The organism is Nocardia sp. NPDC058633, assembly GCF_042717045.1.
Taxonomy (GTDB): domain Bacteria; phylum Actinomycetota; class Actinomycetes; order Mycobacteriales; family Mycobacteriaceae; genus Nocardia.
The window spans coordinates 310,409-325,983 of sequence record NZ_JBHXRA010000005.1 but is presented as its reverse complement, the minus strand read 5'-3'; the positions used below and the strand labels follow the sequence as shown (position 1 = coordinate 325,983).

Here is a 15,575-nt window from a genome sequence, read left to right as displayed (position 1 = left end):
AGAGAACTTGGAGACACCGCGATGAAAATTCCAGGTATGAGAAAAACGGCGATTGCCCTGACCGTCCTTGCGGTCAGCGCATGCGGGCAGACGGTGGCAGGGAGCCCGGGTGCCGGCGAAATCGACGTGCGAAAGCTCGAGGCAGGAAAGTACCCGACCCAGCCGATGGACTCGTACTATTCGTACACACACTCCGTCCGCAGTGGAACCAGTTTGGCCATCACCCGGCTCGCAGATCATGTCGTCCTAGGCAGCGATATTGATTCAAAGCTCCGCTACGGCACCGGAATCCACGCCGTTGACCAACCGGACGATGTTGCCAGTTCCATGGCCGAGCAAAGCAAAGACGTTGCCAAGCGCAACAAGATGCAGTTCGGATTCGTATCAGGAAGCAGCGATACCGAACCCGTTCCACACAATAAGGTTCCAGCGACATCGACACTCGTTACTGTGACCGTCTTGCAGTTTCCAAGCGCTGATGCGGCGAGCACGGCCTCACGCGAGTTCGAGGAATCGGATTTCAACGTAAATCCGGAAGAAAACAGGACGGTGCCGATCTCAAAATTTCCGACTGCCTACGCACATTGGCGTCCTGGGACACCGACCATCGGGTCGACTATCGCTCACGGAAACTACACCGTAAGCGTTTTCGTTTCGACAGCAAGTGCTGATCTGTCGATGCTGACGTCGATGGTCGAAAAGACCTACACGGTACAGTTGCCAATGCTGGATGAACTCCGACCGCTGTCACCTGAAGAAGTATTACGTGCCGAGCATGATCCAGAAGATATGAAGCGGCGAGTATTGGACCCGTCCAAAACTGCGGTACCGGGCGTCGGCGACATGGCCACGAACAGACCTCATGGGTTCTTGCACTTCGAAACTGACCGCGAATCGTCCAAGAAGCTGTACTCGGCCGGAAACGTCGAGTATGTCACGATGGGTCAGGCATACTCCTCACAGACCTACAGCTACTCCAACGGGATCGCACAGAGTTTTGGAACCGGTTCCTCGAAACTGCTGGATGGCGCAATTCTGTTCCGGAGCCGCGACGAAGACTCCGCAAAAACGCTGTGGTCCAGTTTGGTTGCCAAACCGGATGCGGCTATGAACCCGGTCGGCGTCCCTGATGCGAAGTGTGCGGAAGAGCTCATGCCTTGGTCGTCAGCGAAGCATTTCACGTGTGTTGTGCGGTATCGCAATTACGTCGGCACCGTGTGGAGCACACAACCGCAGGATGCGCAGCAGCGCGCAGCGGCTCAGTACGCTGTGCTTGCCAACAGCCAGTAGCCCGCTGGTGGAAGGGGATCGCGCACGCCCGGTCGGTTCGGTAGGGTATGTGCGGGAGCCAGCTCACTCGCCGTCGATCGGTCAGCACAGTGGGAGGAGGGGGACCAGGGGCTGACTCTCGAGATCGTCTGCGTCGGCATGCACCGACCAGAATCGATGGTTGACCAGGTTGAACGCCGCACCGCAGAGGTTCGCGAGATCTCGGTCAGCAAAAATCTGAACTTTCTGGCGATTGGATGGAACCGAAAGCAGTCGGCCGACGTCCAAGTATATGAACTGGGAAAACGATCCCAGACGAGCAGCCAGGATCGAACCCGAAAGGAAGCCACAATGGCAGGACAGCTTGACGCAAGCAACGAGAAAATCGGTGACTTCGCGAAGGACATCAAGCAGAGGCATCTCGACCTGATGTCCGCGATCAAGGCCCTCAAGACCAAGGAAGACCAGACCACCGCCACATGGAGTGGTGGGGCGCGTACCGCGTTCGACTCCTTCATGGAGCGCTACTACTTCCAGGCCGACAAGCTCAACGACAAGCTGCTCGAGACCTCTGAGAAGCTGGTCAAGGCCGGTTCCCAGTACGAGGAGCAGGACACCGACTTCGCCCAGCAGGTGAAGGCTCAGGTCTCCAGCCTCGACCTGCCCGCTCTCTGACCCACTCTCAACACAAAAACTCTTAGACAAGGAGCTCAGATGGTTGCCAACGACCCCACTCGGATTTCCGCGAATTTCGGCGAAGTCGAGGCCGGTGCACAGGCGATCGTTGCCGAAGCGCGCAACGTCATGTCCATGCTGGAAGACTTCCACAAGACGGTCACCGACTTCGTGACCAACAACTGGAAGGGTGACGCGAACGACTCGTTCACCGAGCTGCAGACCCAGTGGAACACCCACGTCCAGCAGCTGAACACCACCCTTGAAGGCGCCGGTACGCTTGTCGCCAAGGGAAACTCGGATCTGCAGGGCACCGATACCGCTCTCGCGGGTCTGTTCTGATCCCAGTACCGCAACCAGTCAGGCCCCGGCTCGTCGCCGGGGCCTGACTGGTTTCAGGACAGTCGAGGGCATTGACCAGCAACATCGACCTCGCGCCAGCTTTCGCAGCTGGACTGGTCAGACGCTGACCGCTTCAACCGGCGGGGAGAGTCTGGCCCAGACGTCACCGCCAGGGCCTGACGAGCCGCAGACGAGTGCGTCACTCGCCAGGGCGGCGTGATTCACGACCCGACGTGAACCGCTCCCACCACCTGCTCACAAGCGGAAACCACACCGTCCCAACCATTTTCGGCGTACTGACAGCCGATGCTGACCTGGACTCCGCGTTCGACGAGGACATGCCAGCGGACCGTTGATCCGTCGGCGGGGCGTTCCTCGTAGGCGAGGCCGGGGCGGCCTGCGAAGACTACGTCTTGGCGGACGGGGGTGACTGTGCCTGCCGGCTTTGTCGCGATTTGGGCGGTGAGATCGGCGGCGACCTCGTCGTAGCCTGCACCGGGAGTGACCGGTTTCTGGGTGATGGTGATGCGCTGGCGGGCGGCGTTGTCGGGGACGAGGTCGGTGCGGCTTTCGGTGGCGGTGGTGCTGTGCCAGCCTGCGGGAATCTCCAGAGCGACTCGGCCGACTGTCGCGGAGGTGGGTCGGGGCTTCGGTTTCGACGACGTGGGCGCCGGGGCCGAGGTGGACGTGGTGGTCGGCGCGGTGGTGGTCGCGACGGCGGCGGTGGTCGCGACGGCGGCGGTGGCTTCCTGGTCGCCGGAGCCGAAGAGGAAGAAGCCGCCGATCGCTGCCGCGGCGACGACGGCGGTGAGGGCCGCGGCGCCGATGTAGAGGGGGCGGCGGTCGACCGGGTTGGTGGCGGCGGCGCGTTCGCGCAGCGGCTGCATCCACTCGGCCGCGGGCGGGATGGTCGGTGTGTAGGCGGGGGCCTTCTGGGTGGGGCGCGCGAGGTCTGTTCCGGTCAGGGTGCTCACGGGCACGCCTGCACCACAAACACTTTCGACAACCGCCGTGATCGCGGCCAGTACCGCGGGATCGGTGGTGCCGAACACCTGCACGACATCGGCGGGGCGATCGGCGAGCAGGCGGCCGAGGAGTGCCGCGAGATGGCCGAAACCCTCTTCCCCGGAGAGTTCGGAGGCGGCGAGGTTGGGCTCGAACTCGACCGCCTCGACATGGGTGCCGTTCGTGTCGTAGACGACCGACGAGGCCGAGGTCGACAGCATGCCGAACTCGATGATCGCGGTGCGGCGGCTACGGCTGGCGGTGATGTCGACCGCCGACGCCCGCAGTGCGCAGGTCTCGAACACGACCTCGTGGGTGAATTGCTGTGCCGCGGTGCCGAACACATCGAGCTCGGGCTGTCCCCACGACGTGGGGTGCACGACGACGATCCGCTCACACAACGGCGTCACGCGCAGGGTGTCGATGATCGCCCCGAGTACCGCGGACAGGGCTTGGCCCACCGTCGGCATCCGAGGCGGCAGCGCGATCACACCGCCGGCCAAGTACTGCACCGCCGATACCGCCTGGCTGGGCGGGGTCAGCGCCTCACCGACGACGAGATCGGAACCGTTGCTGCCCAACACCACCGACGGCGCGACATCCCAGTGGGTGGCGGCGCCACGCGCCCACACCTTGGCTTCGCTGACAACGAGTTCGACGACGGTCATTCCGGTTGCGGCATCCAGGCGGTCTGGACCAGGCCCTCGGTATTGCGGGTGACGTAGGTGCCACGGCCGACCGGCTTGGGGCCGGGACGGGTGGTGCCGACCATGACGCCCTCGTCCTTGCTGCAGCTCATGATCAGTGCGGCTGAACCGAGGTCCTTCATCCGCGCCAGCGTCGCTTCGTACATGGCGCGGCTGGCGCCACCGGAGCGACGGGCGATGATCAGGTGGAAGCCGAGATCTCGGGCGTGCGGCAGATGCTCGACGAGCGCGGAGACCGGGTTACCCGACGAGGTGGCGACCAGGTCGTAGTCGTCGACGAGCACGTACAGCTCGGGGCCGGTCCACCACGAACGCTCACGCAACTGCTGTGGCGTCACTTCGGGACCGGGGGTCCGCTTGGCCACATAGGCCGCGAGGTCGGCCATGTTCTGGGTGAATTGCGGTGCGGTGGAACCGTATCCGGCCTGGTAACCCTCGGGGATGATGCCCAGCATCGAGCGGCGGTAGTCACCGACGATGAAGCGCGCCTCGTTCGGGGTGTTCGAGGCGGCGATGCCCTCGATGATCGAGCGCAGCAGGGTGGTCTTACCGGACTCGGAATCGCCGATGATGATGAAGTGCGGGCTCTCGGCGAAGTCGATGTAGACCGGTGCGAGCTCGGCCTCGTTGATTCCGATCGGGATGCGCATGCACTTCGTCGACGGATCGACGCGTGAGGGCCAGTTGCCCGCCAGGTACAGCAGCTGTTCGCGGGGCAGCTGGTCGGGCAGCATGCGAACCTGCGGGGCGGGACGCCCCGGGGTCATCCGCGCGATCGTCTCGACCGCGGTCGACACTGCCTGACCCAGGTTCGACGGATCGGAAGAGCCGTCGATCCGCGGCAGCGCGGTGAGCATGTGCAGGCACTCTGCGGTCATACCGCGACCGGGGCGACCCTGCGGAACCAGCGACGCGAACTTGCGGCCGAGGTCGGAATCCATCGGATCGCCGAGGCGCAGCTCGATGCGGGTACCGATCTGGTCCTTGAGCGCGGGGCGGGCTTCCGCCCAGCGGGCGAGCGCGATCACCACGTGCACACCGTACGAAAGACCCTGCACGGCAAGGTTCATGATGACCTGCTCGAGCGCGTCGAAGTCCTGGCGGATCGAGCCGTAGCCGTCGACCACCAGGAACACATCGCCGAACGGATCCTCGTGTGCGCCCGCGGCGGCGGGGCTGGACGCGGGGTCCATCGAGCGCAGTCGACGGAACTCGACCATCGACTCGATACCCAGCTGGCGGAACTTGGCTTCCCGGGTGCGCACGATCGTGGTCATCTCGGCGACGGTGCGCCGCACCTGGTCCTCGTCGAGACGGCTGGCCACCGAACCGACGTGCGGCAGGCCGAGCAGGCTGGTCATCGTGCCGCCACCGAAGTCGAGGCAGTAGAACTGCACCTGCTCGGCGGTGTGGGTGAGGGCCATCGCCATGATCATCGAGCGCAGCGCGGTCGACTTACCCGACTGCGGACCACCGACGATCGCGACGTTGCCTCGCGACCCCGACAGGTCGACGACGAACGGGTCGCGGCGCTGGTCGTAGGGACGGTCGACGATGCCCATGGGCGCCCGCAGGGTGGCGATCGCGGAGTACTCGCCGGTGAGGATCGAGCGCGGCACGAGCTGATCCATGGTCGGCGCCTCCTCGAGCGGCGGCAGCCAGATCTCGTGGGCAGGGCGGCCGTGGCCCGCGATGCGCGAGACCAGCATGTTCAGGTTCGACATCTGCTCGTTCTCATCGCCGACCGGCTCCGGCTCGAACTCGGCCTCCACCGGCAGCGGGACCCGATCGGCGGTGCGGAAGCCGACGTGGGTCGCGTTGAAAGGGCGGGCGTTGACGTCGATTTCGCCGCCGACGATGCCCGCGCTGGTGACCTCGCGGGCCGAACCGCCACCGACATACGGACCCGACACGTACGAGGCCTGGAAGCGCTGGATCTCACCGGAGTCGGATTTCAGGTAACCGCCACCGGGGGTGCTGGGCAGGTTGTAGGCGTCGGGGACGCCCAGGACCTGACGGGACTCGTTGGCGGAGAAGGTCTTCAGACCGATGCGGTAGGACAGATGCGATTCCAGGCCCTTGAGCTTGCCTTCCTCGAGACGCTGCGAGGCGAGCAGGAGGTGGACCTGCAGTGAGCGGCCGAGGCGACCGATCATCACGAACAGTTCCGCGAAGTCGGGGTGCTGGGTGAGCAGTTCGGAGAACTCGTCGAGCACGACGAACAGCGCGGGCAGCGGGTCCAGGTCGGCGCCTGCCGCACGGGCCTTCTCGTATTCGGAGACGTTGGCGAAGTTGCCCGCCTGGCGCAGGACTTCCTGGCGGCGGTTCATCTCGCCTGCCAGCGCGTCCTTCATGCGGTCGACGAGGTCGGCTTCGTCCTCGAGGTTGGTGATGACCGCGGCCACGTGCGGGACGCCGTCGAGACCGAGGAACGTCGCGCCACCCTTGAAGTCGACCAGGACCAGGTTGAGCTGGTCGGGCGAGTGGGTGGCGAGCAGGCTGAGCACCAGGGTGCGCAGGAACTCCGACTTACCGGAACCGGTCGCGCCGATACACAGGCCGTGCGGACCCATGCCGTTCTCGGCGGCTTCCTTGATGTCGAGTTCCACCGGGGCACCGTCGGCGCCGATGCCGAACGGCACGCGCAGACGTTCGCGGCCGTAGCGGGGCCGCCAGGCGCTGGCCGGGTTGAAGTTGCCGATGTCGCCCAGGCTCATCAGCTGCGACCAGGTGGAGATCGTCTCGGTCTCGTCGGTCTCGACATCGCTGCTGCGCTGGGTCGCCGCGCGGTAGGGCGCGAGCCTGCGGGCGAGCTGCTGAGCCTGCTCGGCGCTGACCCGGTCGATGGTGGCGAAGCGTTCCTGGTTGCCGGTGGCGCCGCGCCCGAGGCACTCGCCGTCTTCGACGACCATCTTGATGCCGCGCGAAACAGCAAGGCGCGGTGCGTAATTGCACAGGTCGATGATGGTGACGCCCTCGTACCCGGACTCGCGCAGCTGATCGTCCTCGGCCTCGAGCAGACCGCCGTCGACGACGATCACCACGTGCACCATGTTCGGGTTGTTCGGCTGGTTACGCGAGTAGCGCACCCGGTTGCCGAGCAGCGGATGCAGGCCGCTCATCGCCTCGCGGATGGAGCCGTAGAACATGCGCTGGGTGCCGACGCCGTCCTGCACCTCGGGGTGCTGGGTGTGGGGAAGCCACTTGGTCCACTCCCACTCGCGGGCGGTGTCGGGGCCACAGACCACGGCGACGAGCACCTGGTCGGGCGCCTGGAACATGCACAGCTGCAACAACATCGCGCGGGTCATGTCCCGCGCCTGAGCACGGTCGCCGTCGAGGGCGACGGTGCCGAAGCCCTTCACCGCGATGGCGGTGGGCAGGTCGGGAACCGTGGAATGCGCGCGCACGAAGCGACGCAGCGACACCGCGGCGATGGGCTCGAGCTCCTCGACCGGTCCGGTTTCGGGGGCAACCAGCCGGGTCGCCAGGCGCTGTCCGCCGAGGCCGATGCGCGCGTGGCAGAAATCCTTGTCGCCGGAGCGGCGCTCCCACATCCGGCTGGTGCCCGCGAGCATCCAGATCAAGCCGGGCTCGGGGTGACTCCATTCGACGGCGGCGCGTTGCTGAGCAGCGGTCTCGTCGACGTCTTTTCGGACCTGATCGAGGTAGCGCAGGTAATCCTTGCGGTCCTCGTTGGCCTCCGCGGCCTTCGCGCCTTTGCCGCCACCCTGCCCGAACATGGTGACCATCGACATGATCATCATCATCGGGAACATCATCGACATCGGGTTGGACAGCATCCCGCTGCCCTGGGTGAACATCAGCGCCATCATGCCGACCATGCCGACCACCATCACGACGGGCATCAGCTTCATCAGCAGGCTGCCCGGGGTGATCCGCGGGATCTCCGGCGGCGGCTGCAACGTGACCTCGCCGCCCGGTGTACGCGGCATCTCGCGCCGGGCACGGCGCTGGAACCTGACGGTGCTCATGGTCGAAGACTCCCCCTGCTTGACTACTCGCTCATCTATCGTCGCGACGGGCTCAGTGTAGAGGTCGCGGCCGACATGTCGTATGGTTCGTCAGGCATTCTGCTGTCCGAACGGTGGGTTCCGCAAACTGTCGACCGTTAAGAGCGGTCGAGCGGAAACACGAGGTAGAGACGGAACTGGGGGAGTTTTGACGCACGCGCGACTCGATCATGTGGAAGAGGACTCCGCGCGCGGCATCGTACGCGCGCCGGACCTTGCCCGAGTAACCATCCTGGCCAAGCACACGCAGGTAGACATGGCTATTCCGGTCGATGTGCCGGTCGCCCTCGTCATCCCCAGCGTGGTCGACATGGTCGCGCAGCACAGCCGCTCGAATGATTTCGACAACGACGGCGAACGCTACGAGCCCGCCGAATGGGTGCTCGCGCGCATCGGCCACCCGCCGTTCTCGAATTCGCTGAGCCTCGGTGAACAAGGCGTGCGCGACGGCGAACTGCTCATGCTGGAGAGCGCCTCGCACGCTGCGCCGACACCACTGTTCGACGACATCATGTACAACGTCGCGGTCGCCGACGCCGAGCACTACCGCAGCTGGACGCCGAAGACGGCGCGCATCACCGGTTCGGTGCTCGCCGCGATCACCATGCTTGTCGGGTGCTTCGGCCTGCTGGCGGCGCCGGATGCGTTGCCGTTCTGGGTATCCGGGTCGCTGGCGCTGTTCGTCGCGATCCTCTGCGTCGTGGCGGGCACGGTGCTGAGCCGCATGTACCACGACACCTCGGCCGCACTGGTACTCGGCGGCTGCGCGCTGCCGACCGCGCTCACCAGCGGCATGCTGCTGGTACCCGATCATTACGGCGCGGCGCATCTGCTGCTCGGATTCGCGCTGCTCGGCTCCATCGCGGTGCTCGCTTGGCGGGTCACCGGCATCGGCCTCGCGCTGTTCATCGGCACGGCGACCGTTTCGGTGTTCGCCGTGCCCGCCGCGCTGGTCGGATTGCTCACCGACCAGCCGGTCAAGGCGATCGGCGCGGGCGTCGCGGCGCTCGGCCTGGTCGGATTGTCACTGTCGCCCCGTGTTTCGATGCTGCTGGCCAAGCTGCCGTTGCCGCCGGTCCCCTCCCCCGGCACCCCGATCGATCCGACCGAGGACGACCCGGACGATCACCGCGCCCTGCCCACCCTCGACGCCCTGCGCGCGCGGTCGGAGCGCGCCCGTAACTATCTGGCCGGTCTGGTCAGCGCGACCACGCTGGTCACCGTGGTCGGCGCGCTGCTGGCGACCAACGCAGGCGCCGAGGATCCTTATTGGCCCGGCATCTCGCTGGCGCTGGTGTGCGCGGTAGTGCTGATGTTCCGCAGCCGCACCTACGCGGGCGCCGAGCAGGCCATCGTGTTGATCGCGGGTGGCTCGTCGATCGTGCTGATCATGCTGGTCGGCGTCGCGCTCGAAATGCGCCAGCCCCTGGTGGTTTTCGGTGCCGCGCTGGTGATTCTGATCTCGGCGCTCGTGATGGGCCTGATCGTGCCGAACCAATCCGCGACACCGCCGATGCGCCGGGCCGCCGAGTTGCTCGAGTACGCGTTCGTCGCCGCGGTGCTGCCGCTGGTGTTCTGGGTCGCCGATCTCTACTCGCTGGTTCGCGGGCTGTGAGGCTCGGCTTTCGACTGACGGCCGTCGCTCTTGTCGTCGGTCTGAACGCCGGATTCGGTCTGTCCGGCACCGCCCACGCGGACCGGCCACCTGCGATCGATCCCGGCATGCTGCCCGCCGGTGACCCCGCCGCGCCGCCGGACAAGACCGAAAAAGGCAGTGGTGCCAACGGAGCGTGCTTTCGCACCCAGGCGAGCAACGCGTTGGCGGTGATCCCGCCGAGCCAACGTTCACTCGATCTGGAGCGGGCATGGCAATTCTCCCGTGGCGCAGGACAACTCGTCGCGGTGATCGACACCGGCGTGGAACCGCATCCCCGCCTGCCCGATCTGTGGGCGGGCGGGGACTACGTAGCGGCCGGCGGCAACGGCACAGAGGACTGCGATGTTCACGGCACCGTGGTGGCGGGGATCATCGCCGCGACCCAGGTCGAAGGTCAAGGTTTCTCCGGAGTCGCACCCGAGGCCCGCATCCTCAGTATTCGCCAGAACAGCACGCTCTACCAGGCCGAAGGTGCCGGACGGAACAAGTCGCCCGATGATTTCCCGGACGGATACGGAAAGGTCTCCTCGCTCGCCAGTGCAGTTCGACGCGCGGCCGACTTCGGCGCCGGCGTGATCAATATTTCACTGGTTTCCTGCCCGACCAGTTCGCCGGCGAACGAGCCTGCTTTCCGTGCGCTCGGAGCCGCGTTGCAATACGCGGCAGTCGAGAAGAACGCGGTGATCATCAGCTCTGCCGGTAACTCCGACGGCGATTGCAAGTCAGGCAATCCCGCGCCCGACCCCCTCAAACCCGCGCAAGATCTGTGGAGCACCATCCGCACTTATGTGAACCCGGCCTGGTACGACGAGTACGTGCTCTCGGTCGGCTCGATCAGCGCCAACGGCGCACCGTCGTCGTTCACTGTCGCCGGCCCGTGGGTCGGCATTGCCGCACCAGGAGAAGGCATTACCTCGCTCGATGCCAGGACCACTGGCATCTCCGACGGTAAGTACGACAACCAGGGCAAGTACATGGCTTACAGCGGAACGAGTTTCGCCTCACCCTATGTCGCCGGTGTCGCCGCGCTGGTGCGCGACAGGTTCCCCGATCTGACCGCCAAACAGGTCATCGAGCGTCTGCAGGCCACCGCCCACGCACCGGCCGAGGGCTGGAATCCGTACATCGGTTACGGCGCGGTGGACCCTGTCGCCGCGCTGACGAACGAAGTGCCAAAGGAGCTTCCGCCGAAGCAGGCCAGCCCGGCGCGCAGCCAGCAGCTCGCGGTACCCGCACCGCCACCGCCCGCGGACAACACCGCCCGCAATGTGGCCCTGATCGGGTCCGGCGCCATCGGCCTGATCCTGGTACTCGGAGTCCTCGCGTCGTTCCCGATCCGCCGCAAGTTCGGGATGTCGGTCGACGATCTCTGACCGGCTCCACCGAAGAGCAGGGTACGGTCCTGTGGTCTGAACACCCGTCGACCCAGGTAGCTGTATGAATTCGTCAATTGAACGCCCACTCACCCGCAGGCAACAGTGGGAGCGCGCGACCAACCTGCCGTTGATGCTGCTCGCGGTGGTGTTCGTCATCATGTACGCATGGCGGGTGCTCGACACCGACGCGTCGCCACGGCTGGATGCCGCCCTGCTGTGGGCCGATGTGGCGATCTGGGTGGTGTTCGCTGTCGATTTCACGGCGCGATGGCGGCTGTCGACCGACCGGATGCGCTTCGTCCGCAAGCATCCACTCGACCTGCTGGTCGTGCTGGTGCCACCGTTTCGTCCGCTGCGCCTGCTGCGCGCGTCCCTGCTCCTGCTCGATGCCCTCAACCGCGCGACGCACCCACGCACCCGCCTGGTGACCTTCGTCGCCACCAGTTCCGTGCTCATCATGCTGCTGACGAGCCTGGCCTTCTTCGACGCCGAATACGGCGCACCCGAGAGCAAGATCGAGTCCTTCGGCGACGCGCTGTGGTGGTCCATGGTCACGGTGACCACGGTCGGCTTCGGCGATGTCTACCCGGTGACCACCGAGGGCCGCTTCGTCTCGCTGATCCTGATGACCTTGGGCATCGGCCTGATCTCGTTCGCCATCGGGACCATGACCAGCTGGGTCGTCGAACAGCTCAAGACTGTCGACGACGCCTCGGACCGCGCCGAAAACATGCTGCGCGAACTGGTGGACGAGGTCAAAGCCCTACGGACCGAGGTCGCCGAACTCCGCTCCGATTCCGGCCGACCGACGCCCCCGCCTGATTAATTCACCTCGGCGACAAGCTTTTCGGCGGGTGACGGATCCGGTGCGACACCGTAGTGCGCGACCATCGCCTCTTCCCGACTTATCCTGGCCCACCCGCGAGCAGTCCGATGATCGGCGATGTAGAACAGGCTGTCCTTGCGGCGACTGTTCGGTTCGATGCCGGTGGACTGAATAGTTCGGGCCCGCACCGAGGTGGTGCGGGCCCGAACTGCCAGCAGATCAGTAGGACGTTGCCGCGATGTACCCCGCCGGATTGTTCCAGAAGGGAAGGTGATTGCTCGCGGGGTTGTATTCGCAGTTGGCCGCGGTCGGGCGGGACTGGTTGGCCCGCCAGCTCTGGCACTCGCTCTCAGGGGGAATGAGCAGGCATACACCCGCACATCTTCCCTGGCGTTGGAGTTGCTGGTTTGACGCGAGCGGGCACGTTTCGGTTCCCTTGATTCGGAACTAATTTATCGAGGCCACCGGTTGCGGCGCCGGGGACGGGTCCGGGGCTACACCGTCGTGGGCGACCATGGCGTCCGCACGGCCCAGGCTCGGCCCACCGGCCAACAAACCCACGATCGGCCAGGGTGCGGGCTCGGCGGTCACTTCCTCGAGGCCTAGCGCCTTCACGGCGTCGGCGTCCTTGATACCGAACCGCACGCCGGTGTCGGCGATGTAGAACAGGCTGTCTTTTCGGCGGCTATCGGGTTCGATCCCGGTCGATTGCACGTAGGCGCCGACGCCGGGCGGAATGTAGACCGAATCGAGTTGCGGGCCTGCACCATCGGCCTGGGCCAGGGCCACGAGTTTGGCTTTGTCCGGGGTCGGCAGAGCGACACCGGTCGACAGGGCCAGGGTCGCGCGGGCGGTGCCGTCTGCGTTGGTGGTCGCGCCCGCGATCGGGGCCCAGGTGATGCACGAGACCGGGGCGTCCTGGGCCGCAACCAATTTCGGGACGTCCTGGGGGTAGGCGCCGGTTTTGAGCTCGGATGACCGGTTGGCGTTGGCGCCCTCGGTGGACTGGATGGTGGTGCCCGACATCGTGGAGTTGTAGCTGTAGCGAATGATCTGGGCGGTCAGCGGTGAAATCTCTTGCAACCCGGCGTGCAGAACGACGTAGTTGCGGTTCGGTTCGTTGAATACCTGCACCACGTCACCGATTTTGTGCCCGCTCACCGAGTACGACGGCGTTCCCCCGGCGTTGGTGATGGTGGGCGAGATGATCGGCAACACCTCCGGAATGGCATTCAGCAGCCCTTCACTGATCACCCGCGGGGTGGCGTCGACGATACCGAGGGCCACCACCACCGGCCGATCGGTCATGTTGACGCGGGCACGCTTGCCGTCATAGACCAGATAGGTGGCATCTTTGCCCTTCACCAGCAGCGCGCGGCCGCTATCGAGCGGGGCAGCCTTGGTGCCCAGGTCCAGCGGTCCGGCCACCACCGAGGTGGTCAGGTCGGCCGAACCATCGGCTTTGAGTTGATCGCACACCGACCAAGGGCGGCCTTCGCCACCCTTGTCGTAGAGGATCGACGACGGGGCGCCCGGGATGCCGATCAGCTGTCCGCGTGGCTTCTTGCCGAGTTCGGATTCCTTGACGATCGCCGCCTTCGACGCCTCCCCGGCTGCCAGCCGGGCCGAGGCCAGGTTCAACGCGGGGTGCACCACATTGTCGATGACCACATAGACGCCGCCGGATTCCTTGGCGATCAGAATCTTGCTGTCGCCGATCTTGTCCTGGGGGCGCAGCAGCGCGAGGATGCCGCAACCGGCGAGGACCACCAGTCCGAGCACCAGTCCGACCACGTAGGCCCGGGTCTGCGCGCGCATCGGATCGTGCAGCATTCGCACATCCCGGCGCACCAGGGCGTGCTCCATCCGCCGCACCAGGAAGCGGTATCCGCTGACCTGCCAGCGCGTTGTGGGTTTTGAAGGCATGGTTCCTCCCCCGAACAGTGCTCTCGTCCGGGCAACACAGTACAGTTCCCGGCAGCAGTTGTTCGCATTCGGCCATCGGCCGATCGACAATCGGGTACCTGGGGGAGGAACGAATGGCTGAGTTCACCGGCGCGGGACCGCGCCCGCTGTTCGGTCGAATTTCGTTGCCGCACCTACTCATTGCGCAGGTCCTCGGCCTGATCGCGGGGGTTGTTGCGCTGATCTGCGGGCTCGATCCGCTGCCGTCGCTCGGCATCGCCGTCGCGGTGGCGGTGTTGCCGCTCATCCCGATCGGCAAGCGCACGATCCTCGATTGGATCTCGACCATCCGCCGCTATTCGAGCAAGCGCGAATACACACTCGGCGACACCGTCGACTTCCGCGACACCGACGGGCGCTCGCTGGGCCTGTACTGGGACGGCAGTCGCGTGGTCACCGTCGTGGAGGTACTGCCCCCGCGCGGCGGGCTGACCAGAATCGCCCGCACGGCCGTGCACGCCTCACACCTGTTGCCGCTGCCGGAACTGGCCGCGTGCCTCAATCAGCACGACATCCTGCTCAGCGGAATCGACATCATCAGCCACGGCCACCGCAGCCGGTCGGGCACGCCCGCGGGCGCGATCTACGAATCGCTGCTCGGTCCGCTGCCCGCGACCGCGCACCGCACGGTGTGGCTCGCGATCAGTTTCGACGCGGTGGCCTGCCCGGACGCGACGGCTCGTCGCGGTGGCGGCACCGACGGCGCTTCCCGTTCGGTCACCATCGCCACCCAGCGGATCATGCGCACGCTCGAAGACGCCGATTGCAACGCGCGCATCCTCACCGCGCCGGAGATCCGCAAGGCCGTGCAGCAGATCACCGCGGGCCTCGATCCGCGCACGCTGAGCCAGCGCTGGAAGTACGCCGAGATCGGCAACGCGGTGAACATCGGCAGCGCGGTGGATCCCAAGCAACTGGGTTCGGACCTGCTCGCGCAGCTGTGGGTCGCGCCGTCGCGGGGCACCACCGTGGCCGTGCGGTTGCGTCCCGGCAGCGATGCCGAGTCCGTCAGCGTCGGTGCCGCATGGCGGTTGACCGCGCGCGAGCTGCCCGAGAAGACCAAGTCCACGGGCATGGTGTCGATGAGCGGACGTCACCGCGACGCGCTGCTGGCACACCTGCCGATCGCGGTTCCCGGCGTCGACGACACGATCCCGACCATCGAGTACCCGATCGACGTCATCGGCGCGCTGCATCTGCCGTCTTCGGGCTGCGGGCAGTTGCTCGGCTCCGATGACGAGGGCAACGGCGTCGCCACCAGGATCGTCGGCGCCGGCATCTCCACCGTGTATGTGGCCGGCGAGCTGTATCTGGCCCAGCAGTTGGTGTTCCGCGCGCTGGCTGTCGGCGAGCGCGTGCTGGTGCGGACCGACCGAGCGCAGGCCTGGGAGCAGTTGGTGACCACTGTCGGAAACCCGGAGCGGCTGACCATCGCCGTCGAAACTCACCAGTCCGACGCGGCGTTCACCGCGACGGTGGTCGACGGCGTACTCGCACCCGCCCCGCACGCCGGTGTCACCACGATCTATCTCACCGGTGACCCCAACGGCTGGCCCGCGTCCCGCCCCGACCTGGAGATTTTCCAGCCGGGTGCGATCGGCAACCGCGTCGTCCTGCGCACGGGAACGACCCGAGTGAACCTCACGCTGGTGTCGATCCCCCGGGAGTCGACCTACATCGGTCAGCCGCGCGGTCAGCGCGCGATGGCAAGCGCCTGAT

The 15,575-nt window shown here is 66.0% G+C and carries 10 protein-coding genes; 7 read left to right on the top strand and 3 right to left on the bottom strand.

Annotated elements, in window-relative coordinates; translation table 11 throughout:
• Positions 1 to 21 precede the first annotated feature (21 nt).
• The 3 genes from ACFWUR_RS08830 (at position 22) to ACFWUR_RS08820 (ending at position 2,286) form a co-directional block, all read left to right on the top strand.
• Positions 22 to 1,290, top strand: a complete 1,269-nt coding sequence (locus ACFWUR_RS08830) for a hypothetical protein (protein WP_378904116.1) — start codon at positions 22 to 24, stop codon at positions 1,288 to 1,290.
• 330 nt (positions 1,291 to 1,620) lie between these two features.
• Positions 1,621 to 1,944 carry a WXG100 family type VII secretion target gene (locus tag ACFWUR_RS08825; protein ID WP_378904113.1) on the top strand — a complete coding sequence of 108 codons (324 nt, stop codon included), beginning with the start codon at positions 1,621 to 1,623 and terminating at the stop codon, positions 1,942 to 1,944.
• A 39-nt stretch (positions 1,945 to 1,983) separates the two neighbouring features.
• Positions 1,984 to 2,286: a WXG100 family type VII secretion target gene (locus ACFWUR_RS08820; RefSeq protein ID WP_378904111.1), complete on the top strand. Its 303-nt coding sequence runs from the start codon at positions 1,984 to 1,986 to the stop codon at positions 2,284 to 2,286.
• Positions 2,287 to 2,507: 221 nt separating this feature from the next.
• On the opposite strand, the gene ACFWUR_RS08815 is transcribed toward ACFWUR_RS08820, so the two are convergent.
• Both ACFWUR_RS08815 and eccCa read right to left on the bottom strand, forming a co-directional pair.
• Positions 2,508 to 3,959: a type VII secretion-associated protein gene (locus ACFWUR_RS08815; protein ID WP_378904108.1), complete on the bottom strand. Its 1,452-nt coding sequence runs from the start codon at positions 3,957 to 3,959 to the stop codon at positions 2,508 to 2,510.
• Positions 3,956 to 7,993, bottom strand: coding sequence for a type VII secretion protein EccCa (gene eccCa, locus ACFWUR_RS08810; protein ID WP_378904105.1), 4,038 nt, complete (start codon positions 7,991 to 7,993; stop codon positions 3,956 to 3,958). Before eccCa ends, ACFWUR_RS08815 begins: the two co-directional genes overlap by 4 nt.
• 187 nt (positions 7,994 to 8,180) lie before the next feature.
• Between eccCa and eccD the strand changes: the two genes are divergently transcribed.
• The 3 genes from eccD (at position 8,181) to ACFWUR_RS08795 (ending at position 11,891) form a co-directional block, all read left to right on the top strand.
• On the top strand, positions 8,181 to 9,647 hold the full coding sequence (gene eccD, locus ACFWUR_RS08805; RefSeq protein WP_378904102.1) for a type VII secretion integral membrane protein EccD: 1,467 nt from the start codon (positions 8,181 to 8,183) through the stop codon (positions 9,645 to 9,647).
• A complete protein-coding gene (gene mycP, locus ACFWUR_RS08800) occupies positions 9,644 to 11,062 on the top strand; it encodes a type VII secretion-associated serine protease mycosin (RefSeq protein ID WP_378904098.1) in 1,419 nt (472 codons plus the stop codon). Before eccD ends, mycP begins: the two co-directional genes overlap by 4 nt.
• A 64-nt stretch (positions 11,063 to 11,126) precedes the next feature.
• Positions 11,127 to 11,891: a potassium channel family protein gene (locus ACFWUR_RS08795; protein ID WP_378904095.1), complete on the top strand. Its 765-nt coding sequence runs from the start codon at positions 11,127 to 11,129 to the stop codon at positions 11,889 to 11,891.
• Between the two features lie 447 nt (positions 11,892 to 12,338).
• On the opposite strand, the gene eccB is transcribed toward ACFWUR_RS08795, so the two are convergent.
• Entirely contained in the window at positions 12,339 to 13,817 is a 1,479-nt protein-coding gene (eccB, locus tag ACFWUR_RS08790; RefSeq protein ID WP_378904092.1) for a type VII secretion protein EccB, read from the bottom strand.
• Between the two features lie 113 nt (positions 13,818 to 13,930).
• On the opposite strand from eccB, the gene eccE reads away from it, so the two are divergent.
• Positions 13,931 to 15,574 carry a type VII secretion protein EccE gene (gene eccE, locus ACFWUR_RS08785; protein ID WP_378904089.1) on the top strand — a complete coding sequence of 548 codons (1,644 nt, stop codon included), beginning with the start codon at positions 13,931 to 13,933 and terminating at the stop codon, positions 15,572 to 15,574.
• The last annotated feature ends 1 nt before the right edge of the window (position 15,575 follow it).

Coding starts and splice junctions, on each gene's coding strand:
- ACFWUR_RS08830 (WP_378904116.1), top strand. CDS start 22: ATGAAAATTCCAGGTATGAGAAAAACGGCGATTGCCCTGACCGTCCTT.
- ACFWUR_RS08825 (WP_378904113.1), top strand. CDS start 1,621: ATGGCAGGACAGCTTGACGCAAGCAACGAGAAAATCGGTGACTTCGCG.
- ACFWUR_RS08820 (WP_378904111.1), top strand. CDS start 1,984: ATGGTTGCCAACGACCCCACTCGGATTTCCGCGAATTTCGGCGAAGTC.
- ACFWUR_RS08815 (WP_378904108.1), bottom strand. CDS start 3,959: ATGACCGTCGTCGAACTCGTTGTCAGCGAAGCCAAGGTGTGGGCGCGT.
- eccCa (WP_378904105.1), bottom strand. CDS start 7,993: ATGAGCACCGTCAGGTTCCAGCGCCGTGCCCGGCGCGAGATGCCGCGT.
- ACFWUR_RS08795 (WP_378904095.1), top strand. CDS start 11,127: ATGAATTCGTCAATTGAACGCCCACTCACCCGCAGGCAACAGTGGGAG.
- eccB (WP_378904092.1), bottom strand. CDS start 13,817: ATGCCTTCAAAACCCACAACGCGCTGGCAGGTCAGCGGATACCGCTTC.
- eccE (WP_378904089.1), top strand. CDS start 13,931: ATGGCTGAGTTCACCGGCGCGGGACCGCGCCCGCTGTTCGGTCGAATT.